This is a genomic window from Bacillus suaedaesalsae (assembly GCF_016890225.1).
GTDB classification, from domain to species: domain Bacteria; phylum Bacillota; class Bacilli; order Bacillales; family SA4; genus Bacillus_BS; species Bacillus_BS suaedaesalsae.
The window spans coordinates 47,417-62,921 of sequence record NZ_JAFELM010000045.1; the positions used below are offsets into that span (position 1 = coordinate 47,417).

Sequence of the window (15,505 nt, forward strand, 5' to 3'; positions counted from 1 at the left end):
GATCTGTATTCCTTTCTAAGAAGAGATGGGAGTAACAATAGACAGCACGAATTGCTTAAATTCGTATACTGCTTGATCCTTTGTTTTAGGATTCAGAAGCAAATCTTCTAATTCACCAATTTTCTTTAATAACGCACTACCTACAATAACACCATCACATAAAGGCATAAGCTCTTTCACTTGAGTATCCGACGAAATCCCAAAACCAACAGCAATTGGAATAGGAGAGTGTCTTTTTACAGTAGCTAAAAATGAAATAATGTCTTTATGTAATTCGTTTCTCACACCTGTGACTCCGAGCGAAGACACACAGTATAGAAATCCTTCAGCTCCTGTTGCAATCTGTTCTATTCGAGTATCTGACGTTGGGGCTACTAAAGAAATGTACATAATTTTTTCCTGTTTACATCTCTTTCTCATATGCTGACTTTCCTCATGTGGTAAATCTGGAATAAGTAGACCGTCAATATCATTTTGGTGCATTAAAGCGAAAAAGGATTTTTCTTCTAATTGTAACACAGGATTATAATAGGTAAAGAGGATAACCGGAATTTCGACCCCTTTTTTTCTCATTTTTCCGACTAATTCCATGGCTCTCTGTATTGTCATGCCCGATTTTAGTGATTTTGAAGCTGCCTGTTGAATGACCGGCCCATCAGCTAGAGGATCAGAATATGGAACACCCAGCTCTATTGCAGATGCCCCTAACTCTTGTAATGATAACGCAAGTTCAATTGTTATTTCTTCATCAGGGAATCCTGCCATAATGAAAGGAATAAATAAAAACTGTTGTTTCGGTATCGTACGCTTCAGTGGAGTATTCATGATGTAATCCCCCCTAATCGTTCCATTAATGTATGAACGTCTTTATCTCCTCTGCCTGACAAACAAACTAATATTGATTCATGAGTAGACATGTGTTTTGCCTTTTCAATTGCCTTTGCCAAGGCATGTGCGGATTCAATGGCTGGTATGATTCCTTCTGTTTTTGTAACGAATTGTAGTGCATACAGTGCTTCATCATCTGTAACACTTTCGTATTGGACTCGGCTCACACTAGCAAAATATGCATGCTCTGGCCCAACTCCAGGGTAATCTAGCCCAGCAGAAATAGAGTATGGTTCAATAATCTGCCCATTTTCATCCTGCAGGAGATAAGTTAGGGAGCCATGAATAACGCCTATTGTACCCTTGGTAATCGTCGCTGCATGTAAAGCTGTATCTATACCTTTACCCGCTGCTTCTACTCCGATTAACTCAACATCATCGGCTAAAAATGGATAAAACATTCCTGCTGCATTACTGCCACCACCTACACAAGCAATGACAGTTGTAGGCATTTGCCCCTCTCGAGTTAAAAACTGTTCTCTTGCTTCATCACCTATAATTCGTTGGAAATTCCGTACCATCTCGGGATATGGATGTGGACCAACTACAGAACCAATCATATAAAAGTGATCTTCACAATGCTGTACCCAATATCGAATCGCTTCGTTCGTAGCATCCTTTAATGTAGCATTACCACTTGTTACCGGGATGACAGTTGCTCCTAATAATTTCATTCGAAACACATTTAACTCTTGTCTCCTCACATCCTCTTCTCCCATAAAAACGATACATTCCATACCAAACTTTGCCGCAACTGTTGCAGCTGCTACTCCATGCTGACCGGCTCCAGTTTCTGCAATGATTTTTCGTTTCCCCATCCTTTTGGCTAACAGAGCTTGCCCAATTGCATTGTTAATTTTATGAGCCCCTGTATGATTCAGGTCTTCTCTCTTAAAGTAAATTTTTGCTCCACCGAGTACAGAGGATAAATGATCTGCATATGTTAAAGCTGTCGGTCTACCTGAATATTGTTTCAATAATCTTATATATTCCGTTCTAAAGCCTTCATCATTATTCGCATCTTCTAGTGCCTGTTCAATTTCCTCCAGCGAGTTCATCAGTGTTTCCGGTACGAATTTACCACCAAATTGGCCGAATCTACCATTTTTATCTGGATAAGTTGTGTACATAGCAATCCACCTCTTTATCTATGAGTTTTATACGTTCTATATTTTTTCTATTTTCGTATTCTATTCCTGAAGATATATCTATACCATCCACATGATGAGCTAATAGTTTTGAAATGTTAGTTGGGTTCACACCACCTGCAATAAGGCAAGGAACTTCTTGTACGAACGCTTCTTTTTGGTATTCTGGTATAACGGACCAATCAAACGATTCACCTGTTCCTCCCCATGAGTTAATAGATTTTGTATCAATTACATAGCCATCTGCGATTCCTCTCAAATTCCTCATGCACAAGATTGCATGTATGTCGTGATGAATAGCTTTCCAAACTGGAAGTTTCGTTAACGCTTTAATCATGCATAATTCTTCAATTGATTCTCGTCCATGACACTGAATGATATCTAGTGGAACACATGATGCAACATGTTCGATATAGGATAAACTTGCATTTACAAATACTCCAACGATTTTTTTTCCTTCTGTTACAGGCTTCTCGTCAATCCATTTCACTACAGTTTCAGGTGATACCTTTCTCTTGCTTTCAGCAAAAATCAAACCTATCAAATCTGCCTTACTTTCCATCACGAGACACCAATCTTCGAAACAGCGATTACCGCAATATTTTAAAAGAGGTTTAGACATGAGCATTTTCTCCGAATAACTCTTTAATAGCTAAAACTACATCTTGTTTCCTCATGATTGCTTCCCCTATTAATACTGCATCTGCTCCTTTTTCCTTTACATACTCGATATCAGCATGAGTGAATATTCCACTTTCACTAACAATTAAGCTTTCTGGCGGAATATAGCTAGAAATGACCTCTGTTTGTTCAATAGAAGTTTGAAAGGAAGATAAGTCCCTATTGTTAATTCCAATAATCTTAGGAGTAAATCGTTTCAATAACTTCTCTATTGTCTCAATTGAATGTACTTCCACAATGCATTCTAGACCTAATTCTTCAGCTTCTATATAAAATTCAACTAGTCGCGATGGCTCAAGTACTTCTCCAATTAACAATATGGCATCTGCCCCTAAGTGTTTACTTTCAAGGATCTGCCTATTGTCGACAATGAAATCCTTTCGAAGTAATGGGACATCAACTGCTTCCTTTATTTGCGATAGATACTCTTTAGAACCTTGAAAGAATGGCGCATCAGTCAGTACACTGATTGCATCTGCGCCAGCATAGACATAATCTGTAGCAATCGACAACGGATTGAAGTCTTTACGTATAATACCTTTTGATGGAGATGCTTTCTTAACTTCGGCTATTAATCCGACTGATCTGTTTGGTGAAGACAATGCATCATACAAGGAAACAATCTTATAATCTTGCCGTTGTTCTGGAAGTACAAAGTTTTTCATTTCCTCTACTTTCACTTCAATAATTTTATTAAGCATAACGATGCTCCTCTCTATTTTTCACTAGTGAGTTAAAATGATGAAGCACCGTTAACGAATCAATTGCTTCACGTGCAATCTCAACACCTTCTTTAATGGAGCTCGCCCTTCCTGCCACATAAATGGCTGCTCCTGCATTTAACAGAACCGTGTTTCGTGCACTCTCATTTGCACTTCCTTTGAAAATCTGCAGAATTAATGAGGCACTTTCCTCCACAGTGTTTGTCTGTATATCATCTAAATTGCCGATATTTAATCCCACATCATGAGGGTGCAGTGTATAGGTCGTAATATCCCCTCTTTTTAATTCAACGATATCTGTGTACGTTGTCACAGACAGTTCATCAAGTCCATCTCTTCCAGTGACTAGTAATACATGTGTCGAGCCGAGTTTCTTTAACGTTTCTGCCATGTCCAATGCGAACCTAGTATCATAAACTCCAATCACTTGCCTTTTGCATAGTGTAGGATTTGCCAGTGGACCAAGTAGGTTAAAAACTGTACGGAAACCAAGCTCCTTCCTAGGAGTTACTGCATGCTTCATGGCTGCATGGTAAATTGGAGCAAATAAAAATGACAATGAATGATGCTCTAAGGAATGTTGTACCTCCTCAATTGTTGACTGAATTGGTATTCCTAGATATTCTAGTACATCTGCACTACCGCTTCTAGAAGAAACAGCTCGATTTCCATGCTTGGCAACCTTAATGCCGAGTGAACTGGCAACAATTGCAGAAGCAGTAGAAATATTAAAACTAGATACCCCATCACCGCCAGTTCCACATGTATCTATACACTCATCCTCAAATGTAGTTGTTACTTTATCCATATATTTCCTCATGGTTTTCGCAAACCCTGTTAACTCTTCAACCGTTTCTCCTCTAAATCGCAATATTGATACTAAACTAGCAATCTGGCTGGGTGTTGCTTTCCCACTCATAATTTCGTTCATTACTTGTTCTGCCTCTGCTTCAGTAAGTGTTTTTCCTTGTAAACTTTCTTCCAAATAACTTTTTAACACTGTACCTTCTCCTCTCTACTAAACATCTGCTCTGCTATTAAAATTGACTTGATTACTCCACTCGCTTTATTTAAAGTTTCCTTATACTCTAGTTCTGGGATAGAATCTGCCACGATGCCTGCTCCTGCCTGAACATAAGCTTTTTCCTCTTTAATGACAGCTGTTCTTATTGCAATACATGAATCAATATTTCCATCAAATCCGATATATGCAATTGTCCCTGCATAAATATTGCGGGCAACAGGTTCAAGTTCTTGTATAATCTGCATGGCTCTAACCTTTGGTGCACCGGATACGGTACCCGCTGGAAACGAAGCTAATAACGCATCTACAGTAGCTACTTCTTTTTGGAGTCGTCCTGTTACCTTTGATACTAGATGCATAACATGAGAGAAGTAGTGTAATTCTTTTTGAACTGGAACCTTTACAGATCCATATTCAGCTACTCGACCTATATCATTTCTAGCGAGGTCCAGAAGCATATAATGCTCTGCTTCCTCCTTCTTATCTTTTAATAATTCTTCACCTAGTTGTTCGTCTTCTTTTGGTGAGTTCCCTCTCCTCCTCGTTCCAGCAATTGGATGTATCTCTAAATGACCATCATGAACTTGAATCAACCTCTCTGGTGAACTTCCTACAATCTCACACTCTTTTAAATTTATATAGAACAAATATGGAGATGGATTCACTACTCTTAATACTCGATAAAGTTCAAAGCCAGTTGTCTGAATAGGAAGCTCAAATCGTTGAGATAATACCGTTTGAAAAACATCCCCCGCAGAAATGTACTCTTTAATTTTGTTTACGTGTTCAATAAATGTATCTTTGCTATATGTGGAAGCAAACTTTGAAAATTCAATTTTGAAGTCACGTGGATTAGTTAACTGTTCATATTGATAGTGATAATTGCAAATCTGGTTATAGTAACGATCAATATTTCCAATTGCTTTTCTATAACTCTCTTTTCGCTGATCAATTGATTCTAATTCGTTTAACTGCAAGTAGTGAATAAAGGTCAATTCCTTCCTAGAATGAGAGAAAACAAGAATGGTCTCACAAAAGAGTAAGTGATGCGTCTTTAAATTGAGATCATTGTTTTTATGTTTTGGAACGTGTTCAACTGAAGTGATTGCATCATAGCCAATGTAACCAACAGCACCTCCTCTAAAGGGCAAATCTATATCTAGCTCCTTTATTTTTAATGCTTTCTTAACATATTGAATGGCTTCTGTTACTCCAGTTGCTGAGTATAACTCCTTATTAAGCTTATCTTTTACAAGTAGTTGTTGATTTTCTTCTTCGATTGTCATAAACGGAGATAATCCTATAAATGAATAATTGGACCACCGTGACTGCTCATCGTTGCTTTCTAATAAATACACGGCTTCATCTTTAAGCACTTGAATTAACTGAATGGGAGTTAACGTATCAACAAAAAACGTTTTAACTATGGGTATGGTATTGTACTGAAGGCAATCTTTAAGAAATGCGGCTTCATTTTGTGTGGACATACTCTCTCCTCCTAACATTTTGTCAGGAGAATGAGGAGAATAGAGGGGATGAAATGTATAGAAAATACATTTCCCTTTGCTAAAAATAGAAAACCCAAAGACACTTCCTGTCTTTGGGTAGAATTTCATACTTATTTCTCAGCTCTTCTCTACTATCTCAACTCATTCTCATCTACCCTATTACGGTCTCTTCTCAACTAACAATCTCAACTCTTACATACTCTTTTTTAAATAGTATTACAATTCAACCTAATTTGTCAATTTTAAATCAGGTCTTAGTGAAATAGCATCATATTGATATATATGTTTCACTTCATGTGGTGCTACAGTTGTATTTACAGTCATCATAATACGAATACACAAATGCAAAGAGCCTGGAACAGGTATCTCTCGCGCGCACATAACAGGAACAAATGTAAAGCCTACTATTCCTCTTAGCGCCTTTGCAGGGAATACTGCATTGATATCATCGGTTACGGAAATGATCATTGAAGCAATATCTGCAGGCTCTACACTGTTTTCTTGGATCATTTCCCTAATTAGTTCTTCTGTCCGGTTCAATATTTCAACTTCAGAATTACTGGTCACTGTTGTTGCGCCTCTTATTCCACGGATCATACGTTTACCTCCTCACATTCTTGTTTCAGTAAGGTGAGTAACAGCTCGTCATCGACCTCTTCAATTGCCAATGCTCCAATTTCCTTCATTAAATTCATCCGAACTTTACCTCTTACAACTTTTTTATCCTTTTTCATACTTTCAAGGATATCATGTGCAGACAAACCTTTTGGAAATAACGGGAAGCCAATGTCATTGAACCATTTTTGCATTTCTCGGATGGGTAAAGTCACATTCAATTGTTTTTCACTAACCTTCATCGCGAAGATCATACCAATTGCAACAGCATCACCGTGACTTATTTTTCCATATCCTAATACAGACTCTAGTGCATGACCAAGTGTATGACCAAAATTTAAGTAGGCTCGAATTCCTGTTTCGCGTTCATCTTGGCTAACAATTGTTGCTTTAACTCTCATTCCCTTAAGCAATGCTTCTTGTAATATTGAACCGTGAAGGCTATCTAATGTTGGAACAGACGTTTTTAACCATTGATAAAAATTCTTTTCTAAAATTAAAGATTCCTTAATAATCTCAGCAAATCCAGAACGCTTTTCTTCAGGAGGCAATGTTTTAAGAAAGGTTGTATCGTATAATACAGCTTCTGGTTGATGAAAGGCGCCGATTGTATTTTTCCCTAGTGGATGATTAATCGCGACTTTACCGCCCACTGCACTGTCATGAGCTAATATTGTAGTTGGGATTTGTATAAATCTAATTCCTCTCATAAAGGTTGCAGCGACAAATCCAGCTAAATCTCCAATTACACCACCACCTAGTGCAATAATAAGTGACTTACGATCAAGTCCTTTTGCTAAAGCAAAGGTTTGGCATTCGTAATACATGTCAAACGATTTAGAGGCTTCTCCACTTCTTATTACTTTTGTAAATATAGGAGAAATTTCATCTAATGCATGAACTACCCTTTGAAGATATAGGCTAGAGATATGATCATCTGTAATGACCAGTATAGAAGTTGGCTTTTCACCGATCGCACGTAACAGAATATCCTTTTGCAGAAATAAATTTTCACCTATTATTAAAGGATATTCCTTTGAATTTGTCTGTATTAACAATTCATTCATTAAAATTCCCTCGCCCAATTTTTCATCTTTTGGACGTTCTCTTTAATAAGGTCCAGTCGATCCTGACCAAACTGTTCTACAATTGCACCTGCTACCTCCCACGCAACTACACTTTCAGCAACTACACTCGCTGCCGGAACAGCACAGCTATCAGAACGTTCTACACTCGCTGCGAATGGTTCTTTCGACTCAATATCTATACTCATTAAAGGTTTATATAAGGTAGGGATCGGTTTCATGACACCTTTTACAACTATTGGCATACCCGTTGTCATACCGCCTTCAAATCCACCTAGGTTATTGGTTGCGCGTGAATAGCCATATTCTTCAGACCAAATAATTTCATCATGAACTAAACTACCCGGCTTTTCTGCTGCTTTAAAGCCAATTCCAAACTCCACACCTTTAAACGCATTAATACTCATAACTGCTGCTGCTATCTTCGCATCCAGTTTTCGGTCGTAGTGTACATAGCTCCCGACACCAACAGGTACTCCTTCCACGATTACTTCGACAATTCCACCGATTGAATCACCGTTTTTCTTAGCATCATCAATTGCTTCCATCATTTTTATTTCCGCTTCAGGATCAAAGCACCTAACTGGAGATTCTTCCGTTCTTTTTTGAAGCTGTTCTATTGTCTCATAATTCGGTGGATTTGCTTTAACTCCGCCAATTTCTAATACATGTCCACCAACCTTAATTCCTAATTCACTTAATATTTTCTTGGCTACTGCCCCAGCCGCCACTCTTACAGTTGTTTCTCTTGCAGAGGAACGTTCAAGTACATTTCTCATATCACGATGACCATATTTAATTGCACCATTCAAATCTGCATGTCCTGGTCTGGGCCTGGATACCTTTCGCTTTACTTCATTTGACTGTTCTTCAACAGGTTCAATTCCCATAATGTTCGTCCAGTGCTTCCAATCGTTGTTTTCAACCACTAATGCAATAGGAGAGCCAAGTGTTACTCCATGGCGTACTCCACTAACGATCTGAACCTGATCCTTTTCTATTTGCATTCTCCTGCCACGACCATGACCTTTTTGTCTTCGCGCTAACTCCTCATTTATGTCCTCTGCAGTTAAAGGAACTCCGGCAGGAACACCTTCTATAATGGTAGTTAATTGTGGACCATGTGACTCACCTGCTGTTAGATATCTCATTTTTCACATCCCCTTTATCACTTTAAAGCTTTTATGTAACAATATATCATAATTCATATTGTAGTGAAGATATTTTTTCATATTATAAAGTATACACAAGGTAGACAAAGAAAGAAATGAACGTCTATCGTGCTATATTTTGATGATAGTACGTTCAACTTAACCGACTTTACGTCAATACCTCTCCGTATTTTAAAGCCTCCAAGCCTACTGTGAAAGTATCTATTCTACTTACCTGACAAAATACTAGTAACACCGAAAACAAGCTACTATTATAATGTAAAAAATCCACAAACTGAGTTTGTGGATTTATTGTTTACGGTAAAAGAATGTATCCTCTGTTTCAAAGTTATAGCTCGAGGGATTAAAAATTTGTTCAGTACTTCCAACAAATAATATCCCACCCGGACGCAACGCATCACTAAATTTCTTATACAAGGTGTCTTTCGCTTCTTCAGTAAAGTAAATGAGTACATTACGACAAACAATTAAATCATAGTTTTGTTCGAAGGAATCTGCTAGGAGGTTTTCCTGTTTAAAGGTAACGGTTTTCTTTATTGCATCATCTACTTTGTAAAACATACCATCTTTTGTAAAATATTTATTCTTCATTTCAGCTGGTACTTCTTGAAGAGATCGTTCTGGATACGTACCATTTTTTGCACGAGCAATTGCATTTTCATCTAAGTCACTAGCATGAATGGAAATACTGCTTAGCGGCATAAAGTTCGATAATACCATCGCGATTGTGTATGGTTCTTCTCCGGTAGAACACGCTGCACTCCAAACTTTCAACTTCTTATTTTGACCTAATAGTTTAGGAATAATTTTTTCTTGGAGAACTTCCCACCGTTTACCGTTTCGATAGAACTCTGAGACATTTATGGTCATGCGGTCTAAAAACTCATCAAATAGCATCTGGTTGGATGTCATGTGCTGGTAGTATTCTTCGAAGTCTTTATATCCTTTTTTTTCATATAACGAAGTTAATCGTCTTTTCATTTGAGCCTCTTTATATAGAGATAAATCAATACCTGTCTTCTTTTTGATATTTTGTATGAACTTCTCATAGTCTTGACTCATGGCGCTACCTCATCTTCGTTAGTAAGTTTATTAGCTTGAGTATACATGAAAATCAGGCTAATTCATACATCAAGTATGTAAGGAATATTTGGATGTAAGGAATAGAAAAAAAACCAGTCTGATTGACTGGTTTTTACTAATAGCGTCTATTAGATTGTCCACTCGTTGATAAGCTTAGAGTAATCAACTAATTCTTCTTGGTTAAAGAATAAATTGATTTCGCGCTCAGCGCTTTCAGGTGAATCTGATCCGTGGATAATGTTTTTTCCAACAGTTACTGCGTAGTCACCACGAATAGTACCTGGTGCTGATTCCTTAGGATTTGTAGCACCCATCATAAGACGAGCAGTTGAGATCACATTCTCACCTTCCCAAACCATTGCGAAAACAGGTCCAGATGTAATGAAGCTAACTAGTTCACCAAAAAATGGACGCTCTTTATGTTCGCCATAATGAGTTTCAGCTAGTTCTGTAGGGATGTTCATTAATTTAGCTCCTACAAGTTTGAATCCTTTTTTCTCAAAGCGAGCAACAATCTCACCGATAAGGTTACGTTGTACGCCATCAGGCTTAACCATTAGAAACGTTTTTTCCATTGTAATCTCCACTCCTGTTACATTATGTATAAGCTCACAAATGTAAGCCCTCTCAAATAGTACCATTGTTTTAAGGCTTACGCAAATACATTTACCGTATATTGAGCAAATAAAAACCTCAAAATGACATTTTCGTCAGGCTGAGGTTAACACATTAAAATTTTCGTTTTCCGATAAACTTTGCAATGTTAGTTAGTGCAAGTTTTGCTTTCCCAGATGGAAATTCTTTAATGACAGAAAGTGCCTTCTTTAAGTACCAATCACTATACTCAATAGATAGCTCGATACTACCACTTGCTTTAATTGCTTCTATTATTTGCACAATTTCTTTCGGATCCATTCCTTCATTCACAGAAGTAATGAGCTCTTTCAACTCAGAATCTCTCATCGCTAGGAGTACAGGGAGTGTAATGTTTCCTTGAATTAAATCACTTCCTGCTGGCTTCCCCAACTGTTCTTCAGTTGCTACAAAATCCAAAATATCATCCGTAATTTGAAATGCCATCCCTACATAATAACCGAACAGATAGAGTTTTTCATGAAGGTGCTTAGGAACATCTGAAGCAATTGCTCCCAACTGACAGCTTGCAGCAATTAACAGTGCTGTCTTTCTTTTAATACGCCTAAAATATGTTTTGAAATTCTGATCAAAATTATATTTATCTCGTATCTGTTCAATTTCACCAAGACTGACTTCTACAATTGTATGAGCAAGGATTTTGTGTGCTTCAGGGTTCTCAATATTTGTCATTAATTCAAGAGATCTAGCAAATATATAGTCACCTGTGTACATCGCAATTTTATTATCCCATTTTGCTTTAATTGTAGGCTGTCCACGCCTAACATCTGCATCATCGATCACATCATCATGAACAAGAGAGGCCATATGAATGAGTTCTAATGCCACAGCCACATTTTTAATCGTACTTAGCTCATATTGTCCAAATTTACCTGCTAATAATACAAAAACTGGACGCAGTCTTTTCCCGCCTGCTTGTAACGTGTGTAATGAAGCTTCCTGGAGCAGAGAATGTTCTGATTTAATTGTAAGTTGAAGTTCATTTTCGATTTTCTCTAAATCCGAATTCAAAAATGAATACATTCGATTTAGCTTCATTTCCTTCACCTAAGTTCACATTTTTCAGATCTAAAAATTATTATTGCTTATAACCAATATGAGTTGCAGCTACACCGAACGTATGAGGCTTAACATCAACCTCCTGGAATCCTGCTTGTTTAAACATTTTAGCTAATTCTTTCATACCAGGGAAATCCTTTGCCGATTCTTGTAACCATGAATATTCTTCGTAACTCTTTGCAATAAGCTTTCCAAACAATGGCATGATGTGTCTAAAATAAAGGTAATAGCCTTGTTTAATAACAGGAAGCTCTGGTTGCGAAGTTTCAAGGCAGACCGCTATGCCACCTGGTTTTACTACGCGATACATTTCACGTAAGACTTGCAAATAATCCGGTACGTTTCGAAGACCAAAGCCGATCGTAACATAATCAAAGGAATTATCATCAAAAGGTAATGACATTGCATTGCCGTGTATTAATTCAATGTGATCAAGATTTAAGTGAGCTACTTTTTCTTTTCCCACACTAAGCATATTTTCACTAAAGTCAAGGCCAATAACCTTTCCTTCTGTTCCTACCGCATTTGCCAAAGCTATTGTCCAATCAGCTGTTCCGCAACAAACATCTAGTGCAGAAGATCCTTTTTTTACATCCATAAGTTCCATCGTCTTTTTTCGCCATGCAATATGGCGTTGGAAGCTAATGACTGAATTCATCACATCATATTTTTCAGATATCTTTTCGAAGGTACGATGTACTCTTTGCTCTTTTGATTCTGGCATTTTTCACCCTTCTTCCACAATTACATGAACTTGACTCACAAACTTTTTAATCATTGATGTTATCTCTACTTTAAGAGTGGATGAGATATTTTGACTAGCTAGAAGATTTGTTATTTTCTTATTACTTATTGAAATTGCTTCCTCAAATTTCTCAAGAATTTCACGTTCAATTTCTTGACTAGAATATTGAATATTTGGTTGTACTTCATAAGTTTCTTTCAATAAGTAGGAAGAAATAGCAGAATATCCACTACTAGATAGTTCTGACTGTTCTTTATACAGTCTCTTTAAAAGTAAGATTTCAGGTATGATTTCTCCCCAAAATAAGAGTTGAAATGTCTTTGCAATATTCTTAAAAAGCTGACCTTCAATTATTTTAATGCTATCAAATAAAGGTTCTGGATAGGTCAAATCATGTCTATAAACTCTAATTTTATGTTCATTAATTAGCTTAATACTTTCAGCGAGAAGCTTAATCATTTGTGTATCTTCAATATCTGCAAGCAGCTTATAATATAATCCGCTAAAATAGTCTCCAGCTAATACAGTTAGCTGTTGTACTTTTTGCTGTTTATCACTCGAATTACTACCGACTGCAACAAGTTCATGCGTATCTAACGCAATTTGTACGAGCATCGTAGTAATGATATATGTATGTAGTACTTTCTCTTCCACGTTAAGCTCATTACACATTGCAACGAGAAGAGTTAATTTATCCTCGTCCACTTTTGGTGCGTGAAGATACTTTTTTAGATAGGAATGGTGAATACACTCATTTATTTGTTTGAACATATCTGTCTTTATTCTATTGATGTCCTTCACATGTATCACCCTTTATCCCCATTTAAATCTAAACTAACTTAGTGTTAGTATTGTTATAATTTCTTTTTGTTATTAATTTTTTCGGCAACATTCATTATAACATAGTCATTAAAAAAAGGTATTCCTTTAGCTTAGAAGAGTTAATAAAGATAAGAACAAAAGACTCGGGGCACCACGAGCCTCAGGCACAGCAAATGTTCCGGAGAAAATAATAGGGTGTACTTCCCTTTTCTTCTCTATTTGACCAAAGGCGGGCTATGTGCTGGAGCTCGATTCTAACGACCACACATAGTTATACACAAGTGATTATTTTTAAATTTCTAGGCAAAAATCTAGGCAAAAATAAAAGCAGGAGATCCTGCTTGATAAAATTAATTATTCTACTTCGGTATCCATTTCGCCATGAGCGGTTTGAATTGTTGCTTTTCCTCTAATTTTAACAGCGGATGTATGCTCAGTAAATTGAGCAATCATTACTTCACCCTTATCTAACTTCTCTGAGTGATGAAATCTCGTATCCGATCCCCGTGTTAAACCTATCACATTTACACCGTTTTCTTTTGCTTTTATAACAAAGAAGTCATTATTGGGTACATCTTTCATATAAAAAGCCCCCTTATCTCCTGTTATTATGATTGTTTAATTAATGTTAAGATTTCGCTTCTTGCAGCTTGATCGTCTTTTAGCACACCTCGTACTGCTGTTGTGACAGTAGACGCACCTGGCTTCTTTACTCCACGCATCGTCATACACATATGCTCAGCTTCGACCACAACCATTACTCCATGTGGATCCAGAGTCTCTATAATTGAATCAGCTACAGTTGATGTAATTCGTTCTTGAAGTTGCGGACGTTTAGCAACAGCTTCTACCGCTCTAGCCAGCTTGCTAAGTCCGGTTACTTTACCACCTTTAGGAATATAAGCAACATGTGCTTTCCCGAAGAATGGTACTAGATGATGTTCACACATTGAAAAGAAGGGAATATCCTTTACAAGAACTAACTCTTCATGATCTTCTCCGAAGACCGTTTGGAAGTGTTCCTTTGGATCTTCATTTAAGCCAGAAAAAACCTCTGCGTACATTTTAGCTACACGTTTAGGTGTATCTAGCAGTCCTTCTCGATTTGGGTCTTCTCCTACTGCTTCTAAAATTAAACGAACAGCCTGTTCTATTTGTTCGTGATTCACTTTAGCCATGTTGATCCCCCAATTAAAATTGTAATGTTTATATGTATTGCATCTTAGTTAATAGATTATGGAAATTTATCATGTATGTTTAAATTTTAGCACAGGTGGTATAGATAAGCAAAAAAGAAGAGCCGCACTCGCAGTGCGACTCTCTCTCCCTATATGTAAGGATTATTTTACTGCATCTTTAAGTGCTTTTCCTGGTTTGAATGCAGGAACTTTACTTGCAGCAATTTCGATTTCTTCACCAGTTTGTGGGTTACGTCCCTTACGAGCAGCGCGCTCACGAACTTCGAAGTTACCAAAACCAATTAGTTGAATCTTATCACCGTTTTTAAGTGCTTCTAAGATTGAATCAAAAACAGCATCAACTGCTTTTGTAGCATCCTTCTTAGAAAGTTCACTTGCCTCAGCAACTGCATTAACTAAATCTGTCTTGTTCATGCCATTCACCTCCTCCCAAAAGAAATATTGGGCACGTTTTTACTCTAGGATAGAGTAATACGTTACAAGAATTTTTTTCACATATGTGAAATCTAGTTTCACACAGTTTCAGTCAACTTCATGTAAAATAAAGCTTACCACCATTATTTCACATATTTCAATCATTCTATACTTGTTGTAACAAGCAAATCATTGACAAGGCTTATATTAAACGATATTTTGACATATTTCAATACATTTTAATAGAAATATTTCATATTTAGTCAATTTTCACCAATATATGATATATTTCCTAATATCTTGTAAAATATCGTTCATCATAAGAACTGGCAAGAATTTCATCTATGTTACGAAATAAAGATTATCATAAAAAGTATCACAAATCAAGCAGTATCAAGGTTTCGCAGGCTTTCGACATACTTCAACAAAAACTAGTATCTACTATAATTAAATTCATAGGCAATACTACCTGTAAAATTAGTATGAATTGAAGGAGTTCAAGAGAGAGAAAGTTGATAGGCTGCTGTTTACAATTACGTGATTTCCACTAATGGCATTCTTACCACGCTTAAATTGAATTCACAGACTTCTCCGAAGAGTCGCACGTAGGTTCTTATTACTTACACATGGAATAAAAATCAAGATAAAAAAGGTCAACTATCAACTAAAAGTCAAAAAAAAAGACC

At 36.9% G+C, this 15,505-nt stretch carries 17 protein-coding genes; all 17 read right to left on the minus strand.

The genetic code is table 11. The annotated features are described in order from the left end of the window. Positions 1-15 precede the first annotated feature (15 nt). The 17 genes from trpA to JR050_RS19590 all read right to left on the minus strand — a co-directional run bounded on the left by trpA (position 16) and on the right by JR050_RS19590 (position 14,819). On the minus strand, positions 16-825 hold the full coding sequence (gene trpA / locus JR050_RS19510) for a tryptophan synthase subunit alpha (RefSeq protein WP_204205334.1): 810 nt from the start codon (positions 823-825) through the stop codon (positions 16-18). Beyond that, positions 822-2,018: a tryptophan synthase subunit beta gene (trpB, locus tag JR050_RS19515; protein ID WP_204205335.1), complete on the minus strand. Its 1,197-nt coding sequence runs from the start codon at positions 2,016-2,018 to the stop codon at positions 822-824. The genes trpA and trpB overlap by 4 nt, the downstream gene beginning before the upstream one ends. Beyond that, the gene (locus JR050_RS19520; RefSeq protein ID WP_346726786.1) at positions 1,996-2,664 is read right to left on the minus strand and encodes a phosphoribosylanthranilate isomerase; all 669 of its coding nucleotides are present in this window, start codon (positions 2,662-2,664) and stop codon (positions 1,996-1,998) included. Before JR050_RS19520 ends, trpB begins: the two co-directional genes overlap by 23 nt. Then, entirely contained in the window at positions 2,651-3,418 is a 768-nt protein-coding gene (gene trpC / locus JR050_RS19525; protein WP_204205337.1) for an indole-3-glycerol phosphate synthase TrpC, read from the minus strand. Before trpC ends, JR050_RS19520 begins: the two co-directional genes overlap by 14 nt. Next, positions 3,411-4,439, minus strand: coding sequence for an anthranilate phosphoribosyltransferase (gene trpD, locus JR050_RS19530; protein ID WP_204205338.1), 1,029 nt, complete (start codon positions 4,437-4,439; stop codon positions 3,411-3,413). Before trpD ends, trpC begins: the two co-directional genes overlap by 8 nt. Further along, positions 4,433-5,950 (minus strand): anthranilate synthase component I, encoded by a 1,518-nt coding sequence (gene trpE, locus JR050_RS19535; protein ID WP_204205339.1) that lies wholly within the window; start codon positions 5,948-5,950, stop codon positions 4,433-4,435. The genes trpD and trpE overlap by 7 nt, the downstream gene beginning before the upstream one ends. Before the next feature lie 249 nt (positions 5,951-6,199). Continuing rightward, entirely contained in the window at positions 6,200-6,568 is a 369-nt protein-coding gene (gene aroH, locus JR050_RS19540) for a chorismate mutase (protein WP_204205340.1), read from the minus strand. After that, positions 6,565-7,653, minus strand: coding sequence for a 3-dehydroquinate synthase (gene aroB, locus JR050_RS19545; protein ID WP_204205341.1), 1,089 nt, complete (start codon positions 7,651-7,653; stop codon positions 6,565-6,567). Before aroB ends, aroH begins: the two co-directional genes overlap by 4 nt. Next, entirely contained in the window at positions 7,653-8,822 is a 1,170-nt protein-coding gene (gene aroC, locus JR050_RS19550) for a chorismate synthase (RefSeq protein WP_204205342.1), read from the minus strand. Before aroC ends, aroB begins: the two co-directional genes overlap by 1 nt. 309 nt (positions 8,823-9,131) lie before the next feature. Beyond that, complete coding sequence (locus tag JR050_RS19555; RefSeq protein ID WP_204205343.1) at positions 9,132-9,905, minus strand: CheR family methyltransferase; 774 nt, start codon at positions 9,903-9,905, stop codon at positions 9,132-9,134. A gap of 149 nt (positions 9,906-10,054) precedes the next feature. After that, a complete protein-coding gene (gene ndk / locus JR050_RS19560) occupies positions 10,055-10,501 on the minus strand; it encodes a nucleoside-diphosphate kinase (RefSeq protein ID WP_204205344.1) in 447 nt (148 codons plus the stop codon). Positions 10,502-10,655: 154 nt separating this feature from the next. Further along, complete coding sequence (hepT, locus tag JR050_RS19565; protein WP_204205345.1) at positions 10,656-11,618, minus strand: heptaprenyl diphosphate synthase component II; 963 nt, start codon at positions 11,616-11,618, stop codon at positions 10,656-10,658. Positions 11,619-11,658: 40 nt separating this feature from the next. Then, a complete protein-coding gene (locus JR050_RS19570) occupies positions 11,659-12,363 on the minus strand; it encodes a demethylmenaquinone methyltransferase (RefSeq protein ID WP_204205346.1) in 705 nt (234 codons plus the stop codon). A 3-nt stretch (positions 12,364-12,366) separates the two neighbouring features. Beyond that, positions 12,367-13,185 (minus strand): heptaprenyl diphosphate synthase component 1, encoded by an 819-nt coding sequence (locus JR050_RS19575; RefSeq protein ID WP_204205347.1) that lies wholly within the window; start codon positions 13,183-13,185, stop codon positions 12,367-12,369. Between the two features lie 375 nt (positions 13,186-13,560). Next, positions 13,561-13,788 (minus strand): trp RNA-binding attenuation protein MtrB, encoded by a 228-nt coding sequence (gene mtrB / locus JR050_RS19580; RefSeq protein ID WP_204205348.1) that lies wholly within the window; start codon positions 13,786-13,788, stop codon positions 13,561-13,563. Positions 13,789-13,814: 26 nt separating this feature from the next. Then, a complete protein-coding gene (folE, locus tag JR050_RS19585; RefSeq protein ID WP_204205349.1) occupies positions 13,815-14,384 on the minus strand; it encodes a GTP cyclohydrolase I FolE in 570 nt (189 codons plus the stop codon). A 162-nt stretch (positions 14,385-14,546) separates the two neighbouring features. Beyond that, positions 14,547-14,819 carry an HU family DNA-binding protein gene (locus tag JR050_RS19590; protein WP_149217831.1) on the minus strand — a complete coding sequence of 91 codons (273 nt, stop codon included), beginning with the start codon at positions 14,817-14,819 and terminating at the stop codon, positions 14,547-14,549. Positions 14,820-15,505 lie beyond the last annotated feature (686 nt).

Bases quoted from the DNA above. Each gene is read 5' to 3' on its own strand.
- trpA (WP_204205334.1), bottom strand. From the start codon at position 825: ATGAATACTCCACTGAAGCGTACGATACCGAAACAACAGTTTTTATTT.
- trpB (WP_204205335.1), bottom strand. From the start codon at position 2,018: ATGTACACAACTTATCCAGATAAAAATGGTAGATTCGGCCAATTTGGT.
- JR050_RS19520 (WP_346726786.1), bottom strand. From the start codon at position 2,664: ATGCTCATGTCTAAACCTCTTTTAAAATATTGCGGTAATCGCTGTTTC.
- trpC (WP_204205337.1), bottom strand. From the start codon at position 3,418: ATGCTTAATAAAATTATTGAAGTGAAAGTAGAGGAAATGAAAAACTTT.
- trpE (WP_204205339.1), bottom strand. From the start codon at position 5,950: ATGTCCACACAAAATGAAGCCGCATTTCTTAAAGATTGCCTTCAGTAC.
- aroH (WP_204205340.1), bottom strand. From the start codon at position 6,568: ATGATCCGTGGAATAAGAGGCGCAACAACAGTGACCAGTAATTCTGAA.
- aroB (WP_204205341.1), bottom strand. From the start codon at position 7,653: ATGAATGAATTGTTAATACAGACAAATTCAAAGGAATATCCTTTAATA.
- aroC (WP_204205342.1), bottom strand. From the start codon at position 8,822: ATGAGATATCTAACAGCAGGTGAGTCACATGGTCCACAATTAACTACC.
- JR050_RS19555 (WP_204205343.1), bottom strand. From the start codon at position 9,905: ATGAGTCAAGACTATGAGAAGTTCATACAAAATATCAAAAAGAAGACA.
- ndk (WP_204205344.1), bottom strand. From the start codon at position 10,501: ATGGAAAAAACGTTTCTAATGGTTAAGCCTGATGGCGTACAACGTAAC.
- hepT (WP_204205345.1), bottom strand. From the start codon at position 11,618: ATGAAGCTAAATCGAATGTATTCATTTTTGAATTCGGATTTAGAGAAA.
- JR050_RS19570 (WP_204205346.1), bottom strand. From the start codon at position 12,363: ATGCCAGAATCAAAAGAGCAAAGAGTACATCGTACCTTCGAAAAGATA.
- mtrB (WP_204205348.1), bottom strand. From the start codon at position 13,788: ATGAAAGATGTACCCAATAATGACTTCTTTGTTATAAAAGCAAAAGAA.
- folE (WP_204205349.1), bottom strand. From the start codon at position 14,384: ATGGCTAAAGTGAATCACGAACAAATAGAACAGGCTGTTCGTTTAATT.
- JR050_RS19590 (WP_149217831.1), bottom strand. From the start codon at position 14,819: ATGAACAAGACAGATTTAGTTAATGCAGTTGCTGAGGCAAGTGAACTT.